The organism is Streptomyces sp. NPDC015125 (assembly GCF_043080045.1).
GTDB lineage: Bacteria > Actinomycetota > Actinomycetes > Streptomycetales > Streptomycetaceae > Streptomyces.
The window spans coordinates 193,229-212,620 of sequence record NZ_JBIBVF010000001.1; the positions used below are offsets into that span (position 1 = coordinate 193,229).

At 71.8% G+C, this 19,392-nt stretch carries 14 protein-coding genes; 4 read left to right on the top strand and 10 right to left on the bottom strand.

Annotated features, from left to right (window positions below):
- Window positions 1-160: 160 nt before the first annotated feature.
- Complete coding sequence (locus tag ACF088_RS00850; protein WP_392373203.1) at window positions 161-2,623, bottom strand: polysaccharide lyase 8 family protein; 2,463 nt, start codon at window positions 2,621-2,623, stop codon at window positions 161-163.
- A 264-nt stretch (window positions 2,624-2,887) separates the two neighbouring features.
- On the opposite strand from ACF088_RS00850, the gene ACF088_RS00855 reads away from it, so the two are divergent.
- Window positions 2,888-3,517 carry a YceI family protein gene (locus ACF088_RS00855; RefSeq protein WP_392373205.1) on the top strand — a complete coding sequence of 210 codons (630 nt, stop codon included), beginning with the start codon at window positions 2,888-2,890 and terminating at the stop codon, window positions 3,515-3,517.
- Window positions 3,518-3,608: 91 nt separating this feature from the next.
- Here ACF088_RS00855 and cimA read toward each other — a convergent pair whose 3' ends face one another.
- From cimA to ACF088_RS00870, 3 genes are all read right to left on the bottom strand, one after another.
- Window positions 3,609-5,282, bottom strand: a complete 1,674-nt coding sequence (cimA, locus tag ACF088_RS00860) for a citramalate synthase (RefSeq protein ID WP_392373206.1) — start codon at window positions 5,280-5,282, stop codon at window positions 3,609-3,611.
- A 285-nt stretch (window positions 5,283-5,567) separates the two neighbouring features.
- Window positions 5,568-6,962, bottom strand: a complete 1,395-nt coding sequence (locus ACF088_RS00865) for a S28 family serine protease (protein WP_392373207.1) — start codon at window positions 6,960-6,962, stop codon at window positions 5,568-5,570.
- 99 nt (window positions 6,963-7,061) lie between these two features.
- A complete protein-coding gene (locus tag ACF088_RS00870) occupies window positions 7,062-8,393 on the bottom strand; it encodes an MFS transporter (RefSeq protein WP_392373209.1) in 1,332 nt (443 codons plus the stop codon).
- Between the two features lie 208 nt (window positions 8,394-8,601).
- On the opposite strand from ACF088_RS00870, the gene ACF088_RS00875 reads away from it, so the two are divergent.
- Window positions 8,602-8,949 carry a hypothetical protein gene (locus ACF088_RS00875; protein WP_392373211.1) on the top strand — a complete coding sequence of 116 codons (348 nt, stop codon included), beginning with the start codon at window positions 8,602-8,604 and terminating at the stop codon, window positions 8,947-8,949.
- Between the two features lie 47 nt (window positions 8,950-8,996).
- Here ACF088_RS00875 and ACF088_RS00880 read toward each other — a convergent pair whose 3' ends face one another.
- From ACF088_RS00880 to ureA, 4 genes are all read right to left on the bottom strand, one after another.
- Complete coding sequence (locus tag ACF088_RS00880) at window positions 8,997-9,614, bottom strand: TetR/AcrR family transcriptional regulator (protein WP_392373213.1); 618 nt, start codon at window positions 9,612-9,614, stop codon at window positions 8,997-8,999.
- 35 nt (window positions 9,615-9,649) lie between these two features.
- A complete protein-coding gene (locus tag ACF088_RS00885) occupies window positions 9,650-10,690 on the bottom strand; it encodes an agmatine/peptidylarginine deiminase (protein ID WP_392373215.1) in 1,041 nt (346 codons plus the stop codon).
- A 165-nt stretch (window positions 10,691-10,855) separates the two neighbouring features.
- Complete coding sequence (locus ACF088_RS00890; RefSeq protein ID WP_392373217.1) at window positions 10,856-12,550, bottom strand: urease subunit alpha; 1,695 nt, start codon at window positions 12,548-12,550, stop codon at window positions 10,856-10,858.
- Window positions 12,547-13,251: an urease subunit gamma gene (gene ureA, locus ACF088_RS00895; RefSeq protein WP_392373219.1), complete on the bottom strand. Its 705-nt coding sequence runs from the start codon at window positions 13,249-13,251 to the stop codon at window positions 12,547-12,549. The genes ACF088_RS00890 and ureA overlap by 4 nt, the downstream gene beginning before the upstream one ends.
- Before the next feature lie 245 nt (window positions 13,252-13,496).
- Between ureA and ACF088_RS00900 the strand changes: the two genes are divergently transcribed.
- Window positions 13,497-14,954, top strand: a complete 1,458-nt coding sequence (locus tag ACF088_RS00900) for a cytosine permease (RefSeq protein ID WP_392373220.1) — start codon at window positions 13,497-13,499, stop codon at window positions 14,952-14,954.
- A 162-nt stretch (window positions 14,955-15,116) separates the two neighbouring features.
- On the opposite strand, the gene ACF088_RS00905 is transcribed toward ACF088_RS00900, so the two are convergent.
- Together ACF088_RS00905 and ACF088_RS00910 are read right to left on the bottom strand one after the other, a co-directional pair.
- Window positions 15,117-16,205, bottom strand: coding sequence for a branched-chain amino acid aminotransferase (locus ACF088_RS00905; protein ID WP_392373222.1), 1,089 nt, complete (start codon window positions 16,203-16,205; stop codon window positions 15,117-15,119).
- Between the two features lie 373 nt (window positions 16,206-16,578).
- Window positions 16,579-17,619, bottom strand: coding sequence for a 3-isopropylmalate dehydrogenase (locus tag ACF088_RS00910; RefSeq protein WP_392373224.1), 1,041 nt, complete (start codon window positions 17,617-17,619; stop codon window positions 16,579-16,581).
- A gap of 128 nt (window positions 17,620-17,747) precedes the next feature.
- Here ACF088_RS00910 and ACF088_RS00915 point away from each other — a divergent pair, with 128 nt between their 5' ends.
- Window positions 17,748-19,349 (top strand): fibronectin type III domain-containing protein, encoded by a 1,602-nt coding sequence (locus ACF088_RS00915; protein ID WP_392373226.1) that lies wholly within the window; start codon window positions 17,748-17,750, stop codon window positions 19,347-19,349.
- The last annotated feature ends 43 nt before the right edge of the window (window positions 19,350-19,392 follow it).

Below are 19,392 nucleotides of genomic sequence, written 5' to 3' on the forward strand. Positions count from 1 at the left end.
GCATGCGATTTGGTGGGCAGGCAGTACAGAACCGTGCTGTACGGGCCCCGCGTACCGGCCTCCGTTCGGGTGGCGGCACCTCCCCGCGTCTGTATGGGGCCCACAAACCGGAGGGGAGTGATGTTGTGGTGACCGGTTGGTCGGCGGGGCCCGGTACCGGTCAGCCCAGCCGCACCGTGCAGGTGTGGGTGGCGCAGCTCGTACCGGGGGTCAGGCGCAGCCGCAGTGCGCGCCCGGTGGCCAGCACCTCGATTGCCGGGTCGTGGGCGAGCACCGCGCGCACCGGTCGTGACCAGGTGATGTGCAGCGGATCGCCGGTGCGCTCCGGGGCGGCGAGGCACAGTCGCGCCGTCGGCCGCCGCCCGCGCCGCTCACGGACCAGCACGCTCGCCGGGCCGCTGCTGGTGAGCGGCCCCGCGCTGCCGGCCCGCCAGAAGTTGGCGGCCGTTACGCCGAGCGGGTCGACGGCGACCGCCTGCCGACCGGCGTCGTTGGCGAGCACGGTCAGCCAGCGCCGGTCGGCGGCACGGGCGGCGAGGGTGCGGGCGGTGGCGCCCGGCATGAGCAGGTAGGCGTAACCGGCATCGGTCGGGTCGGTGCCGTGGCCGTGCCAGAGGGTGAGGTAGCGGCGGGTGAACGGCTCGGTGGACGAGGTCGTGTTGATGTCGTGCCAGGAGCCGGTGCGGGCCTCGCGCAGCGCCTTGAGGGGCGCGCCGCCGGGGAAGACGTAACCGCCGTGTCCGGCGAGGTGGACCCAGCGGGCGCGGCGGAAGGAGGTGGTCACGCCGAGCGTGCCGGGCCGGCGTACGCCGTCGACGGTGAGCGCGGCGGTGCCCCACTCGCCCAGGCAGCGGTTGTCGACGACGGTCTCGGCCGGTACTCCGTCGCGGGCGGTGATGCCGGCGCCCAGGCAGACCAGGCAGTCCGCGAGCGCGAACCAGGATTTCCGGGCGGTGAGGGTCGAGGCCAGACCGCGCACGTCCTGGCCGATCGCGGCGAATTCCCCGTCGGTGGTGCCGCCGACCCAGCGCGCGGCGGGCTTGGGCTCGCCCCAGCCGCCGCCCTCGTTGTCGGCCAGCCGCTTGGTGGACACGGTCGTGCCGGGGAGCCGGTAGGGGTCGACGGTGGGCCAGAAGGCGTCGGTGTACTGGTCGCCCCCGAAGTCGGCGCCCCACCAATAGACCATGCCGGCGCCGGTGTGCCAGCCGTGCGGGTTCTCGCCGTTGCCGTTCTCGTAGTACGCGATGCGGTCGGAGGCCATGGCCAGGCCGGCGGCCCAGCCGGGGCGGCGGTGCACGGCGCGGTCCATGGCCGGGAACAGCCGGTGGCCGACGGGTTCGGGGGCGGCGGCCGCGGGGCCGTCGGCGATCTTCCCGATCCGGGCGAGGTCGGCGACCGGGTACTGCCGGTCGGTGCGGACCGGCAGCGTACGGTCGCGGGCGATCCAGCCCTTGACCATGGCGTGCCAGCGGTCCCGTTCGGCGCTGCTCGCGCCCTGGGCGAGCAGCGCGATGGCGGCGATCAGCGCATGGCCGTGGTAGTGGTCGCTGCGCAGGACGTGCCGTTCGTCGCTGCGGAGATAGCCGCGGCTGATGGCGCGTCCGTTGACGCTGTCCATCATCAGGCCGTTGTGGAGCAGCGGGGCCCAGGCCCGCTCGACGCTGTCGAAGACGATCTGCCGGGCCGGGTCGGTGACCTGCCAGGACGAGCCGCCGAGCAGGGTGAACAGCCGGCCCAGGCCGTCCAGCAGGACATAGCCGTAAGTGCCGGAGTAGGCGACCCAGGTGTGCTGGACGAAGGAGCCGTCGGCGTAGAGGCCGTCGCCCCGGGTGACGTAGGGGAAGACCGGCGAGAGGGCGTCGCGGGCCAGGGCGATCTTGGCGGGGGCGCGGCCGAGGATGCCGCGCAGTGCGACCACCCGGCACAGGTCGACGCGGTTGGCGCCGGTGCTGGTCCCGGTGTAGTCGCCGAGCATGGCGTCGGGGACGAAGTGGTCGACGGCGGCCAGAGCGCGGTCGCGCAGCGCGTCGTCGGGACCGCCGTCGGGCAGGTGCTGGTCGAGGATCGCGAGGGTGTCGAGGAGGAGTCTGGGGCTGCCGATCTGCCACTCCCACCAGTTGCCGTAACGGGTGGTGACGGTGTTGTAGACGGTGGCTTCGAGGTGGTCGAGACCCGTGAGCAGGGCAGCGGCGAGACCGGGGTCGCCGGTGCGGCCGGTGCCGGGCTGGGCATAGGCCTGGGCCATGGTGGCGAGCCGGCCGTAGCTCTGGGTGATGCCGGACGGCGGGTCGTAGCGGCAGTCCGGCCAGAGGGATGCGGCGGTCGGCCGCATGCTCGCCCGGAAGGTGCCGGCAAGGGCGCCGGTCTCCTGGAGGGCGGCGGCGTACGGCGGGGCGGCGGGGTCGAAGCCGCTGCCGAGGGTGAGCTCGCACCAGCGGGCGCGGAGGGTGGCGAACTCGTCCCCTGGAGCGGTGGCCGGCCCGGGTGCGGCGGCCGGCCCGGGTGCGGTGGCCGGCCCGGGTGCGGCGCCGGCAGGGCGGGCAGCGAGGCCGAGTGCGCTCGCGGTAGCCGTGGCGAGGAATCCTCGGCGTGACCAGACGGACGTGGCGGGGAAAGGCGGCACGGTCGGTCCTCTCCATGGCGTCAACTGGAGTGTGGCGCTGCGCACTTGGGAGTTCCCGATGGTCTAGCACGAGCCGTCGCCGAGCGGCAATGACCGCACCGAAACGCCGTCCGCCACCCACCCGGCGGAGCCCGCCCGACGGAGCCCTGCGGCGCCCGCCCGGCAGAGAGGTTGAATGTTGAACCAGATGCCGCTACGGTGAATCTCGTTGAAGCTTAAACAAATCTGCGCGCCCACCCGGTGCGCCGTCTTCGAGGAGGAGCCATGGCTCTGTTCCAGCGCAAGCGCACCGCCGATACCACCGCCCCCGCCACCCGTACCGCCGTCCTCGACGCCGACCCCGCGCTCGCGGCGCTGACCGGCGACTACACCCTCGACCCGGCGCACAGCAGCATCGGCTTCACCGTCCGGCACGCCATGGTCACCAACGTCCGCGGCGCATTCGGCGACTACGAGGGCACGCTCCACCTCGACGGCGCCGACCCGTCCCGCTCCACCGCGTCCCTCGACGTCAAGATCGCCAGCGTGGACACCGGGATCGCGGACCGCGACGGCCATCTGCGCAGCGCCGACTTCTTCGACGCCGAGGCCTTCCCGCTGATGACCTTCCGCAGCACCGCCGCCGAGCAGGTGTCCGGTGACCGCTACCGCATCACCGGCGATCTCACCCTCCGCGAGGTCACCAAGCCGCTCACCATCGATCTGGAGTTCCACGGTGCGGCCACCGATGTCTACGGCGCCGAGCGGGTGGGCTTCGAGGGCAGCGCCGAGATCCTGCGCTCCGACTGGGGCCTGACCTGGAACGCCGCATTGGAGACCGGCGGGGTGATGGTCAGCGACAAGGTCAAGCTCGTCTTCGACATCTCCGCCGTCAAGGCCGCCCCGCAGGCCTGACCCGGCATGGCCCGTCACATGGCCGCGGCCCCGCACGGCCCCTCTCCCCCGAGGGTCGTGCGGGGCCGCGGTCATGCCGCTGCCGCGGCGCTCACTCCTGCGGCTCGACCCCGGCCCGCAGCAGTCCGTAGGCATACGCGTCGTCCAGCGCCTGCCAGGAGGCGGCGATGACGTTCTCCGCGACGCCGACCGTGGACCACTCGCCGCGGCCGTCGCTGGTGGAGACCAGCACCCGGGTGATCGAGCCGGTGCCCAGGGCGCCCTCCAGGATGCGGACCTTGTAGTCCACCAGCTCCATATGGGCGAGCTGCGGATAGATCCGCTCCAGGCCCACCTTCAGCGCCCGGTCCAGGGCGTTGACCGGGCCGTTGCCCTCGGCGGTGGTGACGATCCGCTCGCCCTTGGCCCACAGCTTCACGGTCGCCTCGTTGGCGTGCGTACCGTCCGGGCGGTCCTCGACGATCGCGCGCCAGGACTCGACCGTGAAGTAGCTGCGCGGCCGGCCCCCCTGGGCCCGCTGCAGCTCCTCGCGCAGCAGCAGCTCGAAGGAGGCGTCGGCGGCCTCGTAGGTGTAGCCCGCCAGCTCCCGCTCCTTGACCCGCTCGACGACCCGGCCGACCAGCTCACGGTCGTCGCCGAGGTCGACGCCGAGCTCCTTGCCCTTGAGCTCGATGGACGCCCGCCCGGCCATGTCGGAGACCAGCATCCGCATGCTGTTGCCGACCAGCGCCGGGTCGATGTGCTGGTAGAGATCCGGGTCGACCTTGATCGCGGAGGCGTGCAGTCCGGCCTTGTGGGCGAAGGCGGAGACACCCACATAGGGCTGGTGGGTGGAGGGGGTGAGGTTGACGACCTCGGCGATGGCGTGCGAGATCCGGGTGGTCTCGGCGAGCTTGCCCTCGGGCAGCACCGGGCGCCCGTACTTGAGCTCCAGGGCGGCAACGACCGGGAAGAGGTTGGAGTTGCCGACCCGCTCGCCGTACCCGTTGGCGGTGCACTGGACGTGGGTGGCGCCCGCGTCCACCGCGGCCAGGGTGTTGGCGACCGCGCAGCCGGTGTCGTCCTGGGCATGGATCCCCAGGCGGGCGCCGGTGTCCGCGAAGACGGTCCGTACGACGGCGGTGACCTGTGCCGGCAGCATGCCGCCGTTGGTGTCGCAGAGCACCACGACATCGGCGCCGGCCTCGCTCGCGGTGCGCACGACCTCCTTGGCGTAGACCGGGTCCAGCGCATAGCCGTCGAAGAAGTGCTCGCAGTCGAGGAAGACCCGGCGGCCCTGGTCGCGCAGGTAGGCGACGGTGTCCCGGACCATCGCGAGGTTCTCCTGCGGCGTGGTCCGCAGCGCCAGCTCCACATGCCCGACATGGGACTTGGCGACCAGCGTGACGACCGGAGCCTGGGAGGCCAGGAGCCCGGCGACCTGCGGATCGTCCTCGACCCGGACGCCCGCCTTGCGGGTGGCGCCGAACGCGACCAGCTGCGCGTGCCGGAGGTCGATCTCCGCACGGGCCCGCTGGAAGAACTCGGTGTCCCGCGGGTTGGCGCCGGGCCAGCCGCCCTCGATGAAGCCCACGCCGAAGTCGTCGAGATGCCGGGCGATGGTCAGCTTGTCGGCGACGGTGAGGTTGATGCCCTCGCGCTGCGCACCATCGCGGAGCGTGGTGTCGAAGACATGGAAGTCGTCGGGCACCGCGTCGGCGGGACGGGGGGCGGGCGGCGGGGCCTGGGAGGGGCGCCGCGCAGGGTGGGAGGGTGCGTCCGTCATGCTGGTCTGGCTCCTGTCGGGATCTCGGTCTACCGGAATAACCGGTTCCACCGTCCCTCCATGGTCCCTCGCGCTCCGCCTCCGGTGTGCTGTGGGCCGGAAACGAAAAAACCTCTCGCGGGTGCGAGAGGTCTGCGCGCGGGTCTGGGACGACGATGGCCGCGCCGTACTCGGTTCGTACGGGGCGGTCACTGCGGACCGGCGCGCCTGCTGCCAATAATCATGGCGAACGAGAGCACGGTCCGCAGTGTGCCATACGTCCCGGTCGGACACGCGGCGGTCTCACTATGCGGTCGGAGTGTCCACCGCTGCCCAGCGGCGGAGCACGGCGGTGGCCCGGGCACGGTCGCGGGGCGCCAGCTTCTCGATGCGCGCGAGGTGGCCGGTGTGCGGGGCCAGGTAGATGTGCGCGTCCCGGCTGCCCTTGCCCGTCCGGAAGGGCTCGGCCCGGGCGGGATCCAGCTCGCCGTACACGAAGAGCAGCTCGCTGCCGTGCTGCCGTACCCAGCGGTCGATGTCGGGCATGGCGTCCGGCTGGAACCGCAGCGGAATGCTGCGCGGCACATAGGTGCGCATCTCCTGGAGTCCGGGGTAGCGCAGCATTCCGGCCAGTTGCGGAGCGGCGAGCGACACAAAGCCGAGCTGGGTGCCCAACTGGTAGTAGGACGCGGTGGCGGAGGACAGACCGCGGTCGCTGAAGGCCGGCAGATTCGCCACCCCTGCGAACCAGGTGTACAGCGCGTCGCCGGTGGCGGAGGGCCGGGGGATCGCACCGCAGTCGTCCGCCTCTTCCTTCTGCATCCAGAAGAACATGGGCAACTCCAGCACGGTGAGTTCCAGGGCGCGGTCGGCGCTGCCGATGGTGCGGAACGTGTAGCCCTGACCTGCGGCCCAGCGTGCGAGGCGGCCCGCCATCTCGGCTCGCCGGGCCCCCAGCATCGCGCGCTGCACCGCCGTGAGCGCGCTCCGGCAGGCGGGCGAGCCCACCCGCTGGAGGAAGCGGTCCTCGGCGGTGTCGTCCCGGTCGTCGGTGTTGTCGGGTGCCGAGTACGCGACGGAGCCGGCCACATCGTGCGGGTAGAAGCGCCGGTGGTAGACGGTGGCCATACCGCCCTTGCTGCCGCCGGTGGAGATCCAGGCGCCGCGGTAGACCGTTTTGAGGGCCTGGATCAGCCGGTGGTGATCGCTCGCCGCCTGCCAGATGTCGAGTTTCGACCAGTCGGTGGGGCGGGGACGGGACGTGCCGAAGTACCGCTGCTCGACGCTGATCTGGTTGCCGTCCACGATGCCGGTCGGCTCGGCACGGAACGCGGAGTCCTGGTAGGTGAGGTCGTAGCCGTTGGTGTAGAGCACCATCGGCCGGGCGGTGGACCGGTGGAGCAGCGACAGCCGCTGCTCGAAGCTGCCCTTACCGGGGTGCCGGTGGTCGACGGGCTGGCGGTAGACCAGCGCGAAGGAGCGGTAGCCGGCCGGGGCGGGGTTCTCCTTGACCACCCGCATCCCGGGTACGGCCGCGATCCTGGCGCGGATGTCGTCGGCGGCCGGGCGGGACGCGGCCGGGCGCGCGGTGCCCGGGTGCGCCCCGCCGGGCCGGGCAGTTGCCGCGGACGGCGCTGCGACGCCCGTGGCCAGCAGGCCCGTCAGCAGCAGCGGCAGGAGTGAACGCCTCGTGTTCGTCATGCCGTCCAGCCAAGCCGCCCGGAGCCGGACGCGGATCCCCCGGGAACGGCAAACGGCCTCCCCCGGGCGGGGGAGGCCGCTCCCGGCCGGGGCGAACGCTCAGTCGGCGACGGGCTCCCCCACCCGCCTCCGGCCGGCTCCGGTGCCCTCGTCCTGCTTGCCGACCCGGTGCAGATCGATGGTGCGGGTCTCGCGCATGGTGAGGTAGACGATCAGCGAGACGGCGGCGCAGCCGGCGACGTACCAGTAGAAGCCGGACTCGATGCCGCCCTCCTTGAACCACAGGGCGACATACTCCGCGGTGCCGCCGAACAGCGCGTTGGCGATGGCGTACGGCAGGGCCACGCCCAGCGCGCGGATGCCGGTCGGGAACAGCTCGGCCTTCACACAGGCGTTGATCGAGGTATAGCCGGTGACCACGACCAGCGCCAGCAGGGCGAGTCCGAGGGCCGGCCAGAAGCTGCCGGCGTACTTGAGCATCGTCATGATCGGCACGGTCAGGAACGTGGAGCCGACCGCGAAGGTGATCAGCAGCGGACGCCGGCCGATCCGGTCGGACAGCTTTCCGGCGAGCGGCTGGAGGCACATGAAGAGGAAGAGGGCGCAGAAACTGACCAGGGAAGCGGTCGGCTTGGACAACCCCGCGCTGCCCGAGAGGTACTTGGTGAGGTAGGTCGTGTACGTGTAGTACGCGACCGTGCCGCCCATGGTGAGCGCGATGACCAGGAACGCCTCGCGCTTGTGGGCCAGCAGCGCCTTGATCGTGCCGCGGGCGGGGTCGGCGTTGGCGCCCTCGTCCTCGGCGTAGACCTCGGTCTCCAGCATGTTGCGGCGGAGATAGAAGACGATGCCGGCGCCCAGCGCACCGACGATGAACGGGATCCGCCAGGCCCAGCTGTGCAGCGCGTCCTCGGACATGGTGCGCTGCAGCAGGATCTGCAGGCCGAGACCGAGCAGCTGGCCTGCGGTCATCGACACGTACTGGAAGCTGGAGGCGAAGCCGCGCTGCCCGGGCGCGGACGCCTCGGTGAGATAGGTGGCGCTGGCCGCGTACTCCCCGCCGACCGACAGCCCCTGCAGCATCCGGGCGAGGAGCAGCACGGCCACCCCGCCGTAGCCCGCGACCGCGTAGGTGGGCGCGACGGCGATCAGGATCGCCGAGGCGGACATCAGCGTGACGGTCAGTGTGAGCGCGGCCTTCCGGCCCTTGCGGTCCCCCACCCGGCCGAGCACCCAGCCGCCCACCGGGCGCATGAAGAAGCCGACGGCGAAGATCCCCATGGTGTTCATGAGGTTCGCGGTGTCATTCCCCTTCGGGAAGAACGAATCCGCGAAGTAGACCGCGAAACTGGCGTAGACGAACCAGTCGAACCACTCGACCATATTGCCGGCCGAGCCGACCCAGATCTTCTTCCATTGCTCTCGTCCCATAGCCGCTCACGGTCGCGGACCCGGGAGCCTTCGGCAAGAGCACGGTCGGCAACGATCGTGGGTACTTGCGTGCGTTGTGGTCACGGTCGGTCGCATCCGGTGCTCGGCGCGCGCTCCTTTGGACCGTCCCGGCGCCGTAGCGCATAGCGTTCCACTGCGAGAAAGGGGAGGAATGGCGAAGAGGGGGAAGGGAGAGGGAGGCGGGGAGATGTCCGAGCCGTACGAGCCGCATGGGCCATCCCCGGCACACCGGTCCCGGGCGGACCGGCGGCCGATTCCCACCGATGCTGATGGGGCGCTGGAGATCGGGCGGGGTCATTTCCCGGGCGTCTGGCCGGGCGGGGAAGAGCCGGTCCTGCATGTTCATGAATTCGACATCGGATATCTGGTGTACCCGGTGTTTCCTCCCCGGGAGGACCCCACCGCCTCTCCGCGTGATCCGGGAGGGTCCCGCCTCGTGATCTCCAAGGCGGACGGCGAGGTCAGCGCGTTGCCCAACTACCCGCCGGAGCAAGCGGTCGAGCTGTACCGCCGCCATTTCCGCCGGGGGGAATGAACGCCGGTCGGAATGAGGGCCGGGAAGGTCCAGCGCGCCGGGCCCCCTCAGTCCCGCTGGACGGACAGCGATTCGTCCAGGAATTCCCGTAGATGGCCGCGTACTTGCTCCCGGTCCGTGCCCGGGAGGCCGACGACGAGCTGGGAGCCGAAGCCGTCGAGGAGGGCGCGGGTGCGGGTCGCGAAGCGTTCGGCGTCGACGGGGCGGAACTCGCCCTTCGAGATGCCCTCGACGAGGAGGGCCACCAGGTCGCGGTGCCAGGCGAGTTCGAGGTCGAGCTGGCGTTCGCGGGTTTCGTCGTCGGCGTTCTGGGAGCGGTTCCACACCTCCAGCCACAGCGTCCAGCGCGGGTCGCGGTGGCCTTCGGGGAGGTAGAGGTCGACCAGCGCGTCCAGCCGTTCGCGGGCGGGGACGCGGCGGGAGAGGGCGGCCCGGCGTTCGGCGCCGAGCTGCTCCTCGCTCCACTGCAGGGTCTGCAGCAGCAGCTCGTCCTTCGTACCGAAGTAGTAGAGGATGTGGCCGCTGCTCATGCCGACCTCGCGGCCCAGGCCGGCCATGGTCAGCCGGTCCAGGCCCTCCGCGGCGATGGTCGTCATCGCCGCGGCGAGGACCTGCTCGCGGGGCTGGCTGAGCCGGCGCCGGGGGCGGCGCACGGGACCGGGCACGGGGACCTCCGGGTCGGCCGGCCGGGGTCTGCGGGTCAGACCTCGGGCTGCTGCTGGGTGATGCAGTGGATACCGCCACCCGCTGCGAAGATCGTACGGGCGTCCACCAGGGTCACCGTCCGGTCGGGGAAGAGCCGGCCGAAGATCGCGGCCGCCTCCTCGTCGCGCGGGTCGTCGAAGCCGCAGAGCACCACACCATCGTTGCAGAGGTAGTGGTTGATGTAGGAGTAGTCGACCAGCTCACCGTCCTCCTCGATGACGGTCGGCGCCGGCACCTCGACGACCTCCAGCCGGCGGCCCCTGGCGTCGGTCGAGGAACGCAGCAGCTTGGCGATCTCGTGGCAGATCGCGTGGTCGGGGTGGTCGGGGTCGGGCTGGGTGTGCACGAGGACGACGCCGGGGCGGGCGAAGGCGGCGACGATGTCGACATGGCCCCGGGTGCCGAACTGCCCGTAGTCGGCGGCGAGACCGCGCGGCAGCCAGATCGCCTTGGTGGTGCCGAGGTGGGCGTGGATCTCGGCCTCGACCTCCTCCTGCGTACGGCCGGGGTTGCGGCCCGGGTCGAGCTGCACGGTCTCGGTGAGCAGGACGGTGCCCTCGCCGTCGACGTGGAGGCCGCCGCCCTCGTTGACCAGGGGCGTGGCGTAGCGGCGGGCGCCGGCCAGCGCCGAGACCTGCTCGGCGATCTTCCGGTCGAGGTCCCAGCGGGCCCATTCCTGGGCGCCCCAGCCGTTGAACACCCAGTCGGTGGCGGCGAGCCGGCCCCTGCCGTCGGTGAGGAAGGTGGGGCCGATGTCGCGCATCCAGGCGTCGTCGAGCGGGCGCTCGACGAGGTCGATGCCCTCGCCGAGGAGCGCACGGGCGCCCTCGGACTGCCCCGGTCCCGCGACGACGGTGACCGGCTCGAAGCGGCGGACCGCGCGGGCGACCGCGGCCCAGGCGCGGCGGGCGCCCTCCAGGGTCTCGCCGCGCTCCTCGCCGAAGGTGAAGTTGGGGCCGGGCCAGGCCATCCAGGTGCGCTCGTGACGGGCCCACTCCGGGGGCATGCGGAAGCCGTCGGCGACAGGGGTGTTCATGCGGGGGTCCTCACGGTTCGCGGTGACGGTCGGCGTCACGGGTGTCGGTGGCGGGGCGGCAGACGGCAGGCGCGGTGGGTGGCAGGCGCAGCAGGTGGCGGCCACGGCGGGTGCCGGCCACGGTGGCCCGCCGCGCCGGCCGCGGCGGCGTCACGGGCCGTGCCGTCACAGGAAGTACAGGCGCGAGAGCGAGACGGTATCGGCCGCCTCCGAGCGCATCGGGTCGCCGTCGAGGGTGACCAGGCCGCTGCGCCCGTCGACCTGTACCTGTCCGACCCGGGAGTTGTGGACGAGGTTGCCGGGGCCGATACCGCGGGTGCCGCGGACGGCGACCCGGCGGCGGCGGGTGGGCAGCTGGTCACCGCCCTGTTCGGCCGCGGCGCGCGCGACGAAGGCGACGGAGATCTCGGCGGGGGCCGCCCCGTACGCACCGAACTGCGGGCCGAGCACCAGGGGTTCGCAGGTGTCGGTGGCGGCGTTCGGGTCGCCGGTGACGCCGTAGGCGGGGAAGCCGGACTTCAGCACCAGTTGTGGCTTGGCGCCGAAGTACTGCGGCTTCCACAGCACGAGGTCGGCCATCTTCCCGACCTCGATCGACCCGATCTCGTGCGAAAGGCCGTGGGCGATGGCGGGGTTGATGGTGAGCTTGGCGACATAGCGCAGCACCCGCGCGTTGTCGTCATGCGGGCCGTCGCCCTGCAGGGGCCCGAGTTCGGCCTTCATCTTGCCCGCCATCGCGAAGGTACGGCGTACGGTCTCGCCCGCGCGGCCCATGCCCTGGGCGTCGGAGGAGGTGATGCCGATCGCCCCGAGGTCGTGCAGCACGTCCTCGGCGCCCATCGTGCCGGCCCGGATGCGGTCGCGGGCCATGGCGGCGTCGCCCGGCAGATCGGTCTTCAGATCGTGGACCGAGACGATCATGCCGTAGTGCTCGGCGACCGCGTCCCGCCCGAAGGGGAGGGTGGGGTTGGTGGAGGAGCCGATGACGTTCGGGACGCCGGCCATCTTGAGGACGTTGGGGACATGGCCGCCGCCGCAGCCCTCGATGTGGAAGGCGTGGATGGTCCGGCCGTCCAGGACGCGCAGGGTGTCCTCGACGCTGAGGCATTCGTTGAGGCCGTCGCTGTGCAGCGCGACCTGGACGTCGTGCTCCTCGGCGACGCGCAGCGCGGTGTCCAGGGCACGGGCGTGCGCGCCCATGTCCTCGTGCACCTTGAAGCCGCAGGCGCCGCCCTCGGCGAGCGCCTCGACCAGCGGGGCGTCGCCGGAGGAGGAACCACGGCCGAGGAAGCCGATGTTGACCGGCCAGGCGTCGAAGGCGCTGAAGGCATGGCCGAGCGCCCAGGGCGAGTTGACGCCGACGCCCCAGACCGGCCCGAATTCCTGGCCGATGATCGTGGTCACGCCGGAGGCCAGCGAGGCCTCCATGACGCGCGGCGAGAGCAGATGGACATGGGTGTCGACGGCGCCCGCGGTGGCGATCATGCCCTCGCCGGAGACGATCGAGGTGCCGGTGCCGACGACGACATCGACGCCGTCGAGGGTGTCGGGGTTGCCGGCCCGCCCTATGGCGTGGATCCGGCCCTCGCGGATGCCGATCGACACCTTGCGGATGCCCTGGACCGCGTCGATGACCAGCACATTGCTGATCACCACATCGCAGGTCTCGCGGACCGCGGCGGCCTTGAGGTGCAGCCCGTCCCGGGCGGTCTTGCCGAAGCCGGCCAGGAACTCGTCACCGGGCTTCTGGGCGTCCGACTCGACCCGGACGACCAGGCCCGAGTCGCCGAGGACGACCCGGTCGCCGGCCCGCGGGCCGTGTACCGACGCGTACTCGTGGGGGTCGATGGTGCCGGTCATGCCTGTTCCTCCGCTCCCAGGTAGCCGCAGGCGGCGGCCCGCCGCAGCGCTTCGGTCTTCGCGCCCGGTGCGTCCAGCGGGCCGTCCACCAGACCGGCGAAGCCGATCGCGATCCGGTCGCCGCCGATCGGGACCAGGCCGACCTCCTCGGCGCCGCCGGGATCGAACCGCACCGACGAACCGGCCGGGACGCACAGCCGCATGCCGTACGCGGCGCCACGGTCGAAGTCCAGCCGGGGGTTGGCCTCGAAGAAGTGAAAGTGCGAGGTGACGCTGACGGGCACGGTCGCGGTGTTGCGCACGGTCAGCACGACCGCAGGCGCGGGCTCCGGGGCGGCCGGACCGGGCAGCACCGCGCCGGGCGCGGGCGCCCGGCGGCGGTCCCCGTCCCGCGCACCGGCGCCGATCGGGTCGCTGACCACCGCGAGCCGGGAGCCGTCGTCGAAGACGGCCTCCACATGCACCTCGGTGACGACGTCGGCCACGCCCGGCAGCACATCGTCCGGTCCGAGCACGCCCCGGGCCGCCTCGATGGCCTGAGCGAGGCGGCGCCCGTCCCGCGCCGCCTCGCAGACTGTGTCCGCGATCAACGCGGTCGCCTCGGGCACATTCAGCCGCAGCCCGCGGGCCCGGCGCGTCCGCGCCAGCTCGGCCGCGCCGAACAGCAGCAGCCGGTCGCGTTCCGTCGGAGTCAACCGCATCCCGCCACTCCTCCCGATCGATTAGAGCAGCACTCTAACCATGAAAATGGCCGGGAGGAAAGCATTGACCGACGACATGGGGATGAGCGACATTGAGCGCTGTTCTCGATACGCGACGAATAGAGCGTCGCTCTAAAACGATCTCGACAGCGCGAGCGGCGCGCGGCGCACCCGGCCACAGCACGGAACACGGCGCCCGGAGCGCTGCTTTGCACACTGTTGTCCGGCCGCTCAGGGGAGCCCTCATGCCGATGGAACAACGCGGAGTCGACACCGTCCCGGAGGAGGAACGCACCAGCGGCCCTCGCGACCTGATCTCGATCCTGCTCGGGTCGAACCTCGCGCTCGGCGTGGTGATCTTCGGCTGGCTCCCGGTCTCCTTCGGGCTCGGCTTCTGGCCCTCGGTGACCTCCCTGGTGGCCGGCACCGCCGTCGGCACCCTGCTCACCGCCCCGCTCGCGCTGGTGTCGCTGCGCAGCGCGACCAACCTGTCCACCAGCAGCGGCGCCCACTTCGGCGTGCGCGGCCGGCTCATCGGCTCGGTCATCGGCCTGCTGCTGTCGCTGGGCTACACCGCGCTGACGCTGTGGGTCGGCGGCGACGCGGTCGTCGGCGCGCTGCACCGCCTGACCGGGCTGCCGTCGAGCGGTGCGACCTACGCACTGGTCTACGCCCTGCTGGCGGGCGCCACCGCGGTCGGCGCGGTCTACGGCTACCGGGTGCTGCTGCGGCTGAGCAAGGTGCTCGCCATCGGTCTGACCGTGCTGCTGGCCGTCGGCATCGTCGCCTACGCGGGCACCTTCACCCCCGCCGCGCCGCACGGCAGCAGCTATCTGCTCGGCGGCTTCTGGCCGACCTGGCTGCTGGCCGCCGTCTCCGCAGGTCTGAGCGGCCCGATCGCGTTCATCACCCTGCTCGGCGACTACAGCCGCTACATCTCCCCGCACCGGTACAGCGCCAAGAAGGTCTTCGGCGCCACCTGTCTGGGCCTGCTGGTCGGCCTCCTGGTGCCGCAGCTCTTCGGTACGTTCACCGCGCTCGCCGTCGGCGCGGGCGAGGACTATGCGGGCCCGCTGGTGGCCGGCGCACCGTTCTGGTACCTGGCGCTGCTGCTGCTCAACGCCTCGGCCGGCTCGGTCGGCAACGCCGGTCTGATGCTCTACAGCATGGGCCTCGACCTGGACGCGATCCTGCCGCGCGCCACCCGCACCCAGGCCACCTATGTCGTCGCGGGCCTCTCGACCGCACTGGTCTACGCCGGTCACTTCCTGTGGGCCGCACAGGACGCGATGACCTCCTTCGTCCTGCTGATGACCGCCGTCGGCACGCCCTGGGCGGTGATCACCGTGATCGGCTTCGTCCGCTGCCGCGGCGCGTACGACCCGGAGTCCCTGCAGGTCTACAACCGCGGTACCCGGGGCGGCGTGTACTGGTACCGGGCGGGCTGGCACGTCCGGGCCGCGGTTGCCTGGGCACTGGGCTCGGGGGTCGGCCTGATGGGCGTGGACACACCCTTGTTCCAGGGGCCGCTGCTCCCCCTGACCGGTGGCATCGACCTCAGCTTCCTGCTCGCGGCGGCCGTGGGCGGCCTCGCCTATCTGGCCCTCACCGCCCGGGACCCGCGCCCGGTCGCAGCACTGCGCGCCGCGCCGCCCGCTCCCCCGGCCCCCGCGGCGGCAAAGACCCCCGCGGAGGCCGGCTGAGCCGATCAGGAAACGGCCGAGGCCGCCCCCGGCGCGAGCTCGGGGGCGGCCTCAGTCGTGTGCGGCGGCGGCCTCAGTCGTGTGTGAGGCCGCCCTCGGCCGTGTGCGGGGAGGGCCCGTGTGCCGGGAGGCCGCCCCCGGCCGTGTGCCGGGAAGCCCGGATCAGCCCAGCGGGTGCATCCAGCCGTGCTTGTCCTCGGCGATACCGCGCTGGATGTCGAGGAGCGCGTCCCGCAGCTCCAGCGTGACCTTGCCGGGCTCACCGCCGGACTGGCTCCACTCGCCGCCCGCGCTCTTGACCGTGCCGACGGGGGTGATCACCGCGGCCGTGCCGCAGGCGAAGACCTCGGTGAGCGTGCCGTTCTCCGTGTCGGCCCGCCACTGGTCGATGGAGACCCGGGCCTCCTCCGATGCGTAGCCCAGGTCGCGGGCGACGGACAGCAGGGAGTCACGGGTGACACCGGCGAGGAGGGAGCCGGTCAGCGTGGGCGTGACGATCTTGTCGCCGTACACGAAGTACAGGTTCATGCCGCCCAGCTCCTCGACCCACTTGTGCTCCACGGCGTCGAGGTAGGCGACCTGGTCACAGCCGTGCGCCGCGGCCTCGGCCTGCGCGAGCAGCGACGCTGCGTAGTTGCCGCCGGTCTTGGCGTCGCCCATACCGCCGGGGACGGCGCGCACCCGGTCCTCGGACAGCCAGATGGAGACGGGCTTGACGCCCCCGGCGAAGTACGCCCCGGCGGGCGAGGCGATGACCACGAAGAGGTACTCGTTGGCGGGCTTCACCCCCAGGCCGACCTCGGTCGCGATCATGAAGGGACGCAGGTAGAGCGACTCCTCGCCGCCGTGCGCCGGCACCCAGTTCTTGTCCTGCTGGACGAGCAGGTCGCAGGCCTCGATGAAGGTCTCGACGGGCAGCTCCGGCATGGCCAGCCGGCGGGCGGAGGCCTGGAAGCGGCGGGCGTTGGCGTCGGGGCGGAACGTGGCGACGGAGCCGTCGGGCTGCCGGTAGGCCTTGAGGCCCTCGAAGATCTCCTGCGCGTAGTGCAGGACATTGGTCGCCGGGTCGAGGGAGAGCGGTCCGTACGGCACGAGCTGGCCGTCGTGCCAGCCGCGGCCCTCCGTCCACTTGATCGTCACCATGTGATCGGTGAAGTGGCGGCCGAAGCCGGGGGCGGCCAGGATCTGCGCCCGCTCCGCGTCGGAGAGCGGATGCGAGGAGGGCTTGAGCTCGATGGTGGGCGTCGTCATGAATGCATGTCCTTCACTGCGTGTTCCGAGACCTGGGGGTACCTCCCAGCGTTCACTGGGGGAGCGTCACCGGCCCGGCCTTCCGGCCGGGGGTCGGGGGATCGGCCCCACCATGCGGCACCGGTGCGGTGTGTGGCGACCACGCTCCGAAATCTTGAACGTACCGGTCGTTACTGGGACGTCCGAGTTTCCTCGTGGGCGGCGATGCCACGTCCGATTATCGCCCGTGGGTCGCCGCCGCCGGAACCGAGGGCGCGTTCCGGGTCCGATGGTCGCACCCCACCGGGCGGTAAGCCCAGAGCGGACCAACGCGGACAGCGCCGGGCCTGGTGTGGCCCGGCGCTGTCCGTGGTGCGTGTCTGCGCTGCGGGCCTCAGCCGGCTACGCGTACGGCGAGGGCGTCGCCGATCTCGTCCGTGCTGCGCGCCGAGCCGTCCCTGGCCTCCAGGTCGGCCGCCACGGCCTCCTCGATACGGGCGGCCTGCGGCGCGAAACCGAGGTGGCGCAGGAGCAGGGCCACGGAGAGGATCGTCGCCGTCGGGTCGGCCTTGCCGGTGCCCGCGATGTCCGGTGCGGAGCCGTGGACCGGCTCGAACATCGAGGGGAACTCGCCGGTCGGGTTGATGTTCCCGGAGGCGGCCAGGCCGATACCGCCGGTGACGGCCGCGGCGAGGTCGGTGAGGATGTCGCCGAAGAGGTTGTCGGTGACGATCACGTCGAACCGCTCGGGCTGGGTGACGAAGAAGATCGTCGCGGCGTCGACGTGCAGGTAGTCGGTGGTGACCTCGGGGTACTCCCGGCCGACCTTGTCGAAGATGTTCTTCCACAGGTGGCCCGCGTACACCAGGACGTTGTTCTTGTGCACCAGCGTCAGCTTCTTGCGCGGGCGGGCGTTGGCCCGCTCGTACGCGTCGCGGACCACGCGCTCGACACCGTAGGCGGTGTTGAGGCTGACCTCGGTGGCGACCTCGGCGGGGGTGCCGGTCCGCAGGGAGCCGCCGTTGCCGGTGTACGGACCCTCGGTGCCCTCGCGGACGACCACGAAGTCGATGTCGGGGCGGCCGGCGAGCGGCGTGGCGGTGTTCGGGAAGAGCTTCGACGGGCGCAGGTTGACGAAGTGGTCGAAGGCGAAGCGGAGCTTGAGCAGCAGCCCCCGCTCCAGCACACCGGAGGGTACGGACGGGTCGCCGATCGCGCCGAGCAGGATCGCGTCGTGCTGCTTGAGCGACTCCATCTCCTCGTCGGGGAGGGTCTCACCGGTCGCATGCCATCGCCGGGCACCGAGGTCGTACTCCTTGGTTTCCAGCTTGACGTCCTGCGGGAGGACCGCGGTCAGGACCTTCAGGCCCTGGGCCACGACTTCCTGGCCGATACCGTCACCGGGGATCACTGCGAGGCGAATGCTGCGAGACATGGGGGGACCCTACTCTCCGTCCCATTGATTGACACGTAACGTCCGCCATGCGGACAGTGGAGAGCCGGTCAGCTGCCGTTCACCCGCTGTCCCCGTCCTGGTCGGGTCGCGCTGCGACATTCGGCGGCATGACTGGAAACACCCGGGGGACCCACCCGCCCTCGCACACCCCGCGCGTCGGCATACCGGAGCAGCTCGCGGCCCGGATGAGCATGCCGGAGCAGCACGACTACCTCCGTACCAAGCTGAGCCGCCGCGGGCTGCTGCGCACCTCGGCCGCGACCGCGGGAGTGGTGGCCGGCTCCGGCCTGCTGGCCGGTTCGGCCCAGGCCTCCCCCACTCTGCGCTCCACGCCGTCCGCTGCCCGCGTCGACGGTGCGCTGGTCGCCCCGTTCGGCCGCCACCTGGCCTTCGGTGCGGACCCCAAGAGCCAGATGCGGGTGAGCTGGCAGGTGCCGTTCGCCGTGCGGCGGCCGTATCTGCGGGTGGGGCTCAAGCCCTGGGACCTGGGGCGCAAGATCGAGGCCGAGGTGCGCGATCTGCACACCCCGTCGCTGTCCGCCAAGCTGCCGGCCGTGCAGCAGTGCTACCTGCACGCCGCGCTGGACGGGCTGAGCCCGGGAACGACGTACTACTACGGCGTCGGCCACGACGGCTTCGACCCGGCCGACCCCCGCCACTTCTCCACCGTCGGCACCTTCCGCACCGCCCCGGCCCGGCCCGCCCCGTTCGTCTTCACCGCCTTCGGCGACCAGGGTGTGAGCTACCACGCCCTCGCCAACGACCAGTTGATCCTGGGTCAGAACCCGTCCTTCCACCTGCACGCCGGCGACATCTGCTACGCGGACACCGACGGCGACGGCTCCGAGCACGACGCCTACGACGCCCGGGTCTGGGACCAGTTCCTCGCGCAGACCGAGTCGGTGGCCAAGTCCGTACCGTGGATGGTGACCACCGGCAACCACGACATGGAGGCCTGGTACTCCCCCAACGGCTACGGCGGCCAGAACGCCCGCTGGACGCTGCCGGAGAACGGCCCGGACGCCAAGAACGCCCCCGGCGTCTACTCGTTCACCTACGGCAACACCGCGGTCGTCGCCCTGGACGCCAACGACGTCTCCTACGAGATCCCGGCGAACCAGGGCTACACCGGCGGCAGGCAGACCCGTTGGCTGGACCGCAGGCTGGCGGAACTGCGTGCGACCGACGGCATCGACTTCCTCGTGGTCTTCTTCCACCACTGCGCCTTCTCCACCACCAACTCGCACGCTTCCGACGGCGGGGTACGCGACGCCTGGCTGCCGCTGTTCGAAAAGCACCAGGTGGACCTGGTCGTCAACGGCCACAACCACGTCTACGAGCGGACCGACGCCCTCAAGGGCGGCCGGGTCAGCAAGAAGATGCCGATCGGTGAGAGCGTCGACACCACTCGCGAGGGCATCGTGTACGTGACCGCCGGCGGCGCGGGCCGGGCGCTGTACGACTTCCCCTCACCCGACAGCTACGAGGGCCATGTGAAGGACGTCGACCACATCGACACCTACCACTGGGCCAAGGGCCAGGAGAAGAACAAGGACACCGTGGAGTGGTCCCGGGTCCGCTACACCGGCTACTCCTTCATCGCCGTGGAGGTCTCGCCCGGCCACCGTCCGCGGATGAAGGTCACCGCCCTCGCCGAGTCCGGCGAGCGCATCGACCACTTCGAGGTGACCCGCTCGCCGGTGCAGTGAGCCAGGGAACGATCACCCGCAGGGGCGCCCGGGATCCGGGCGC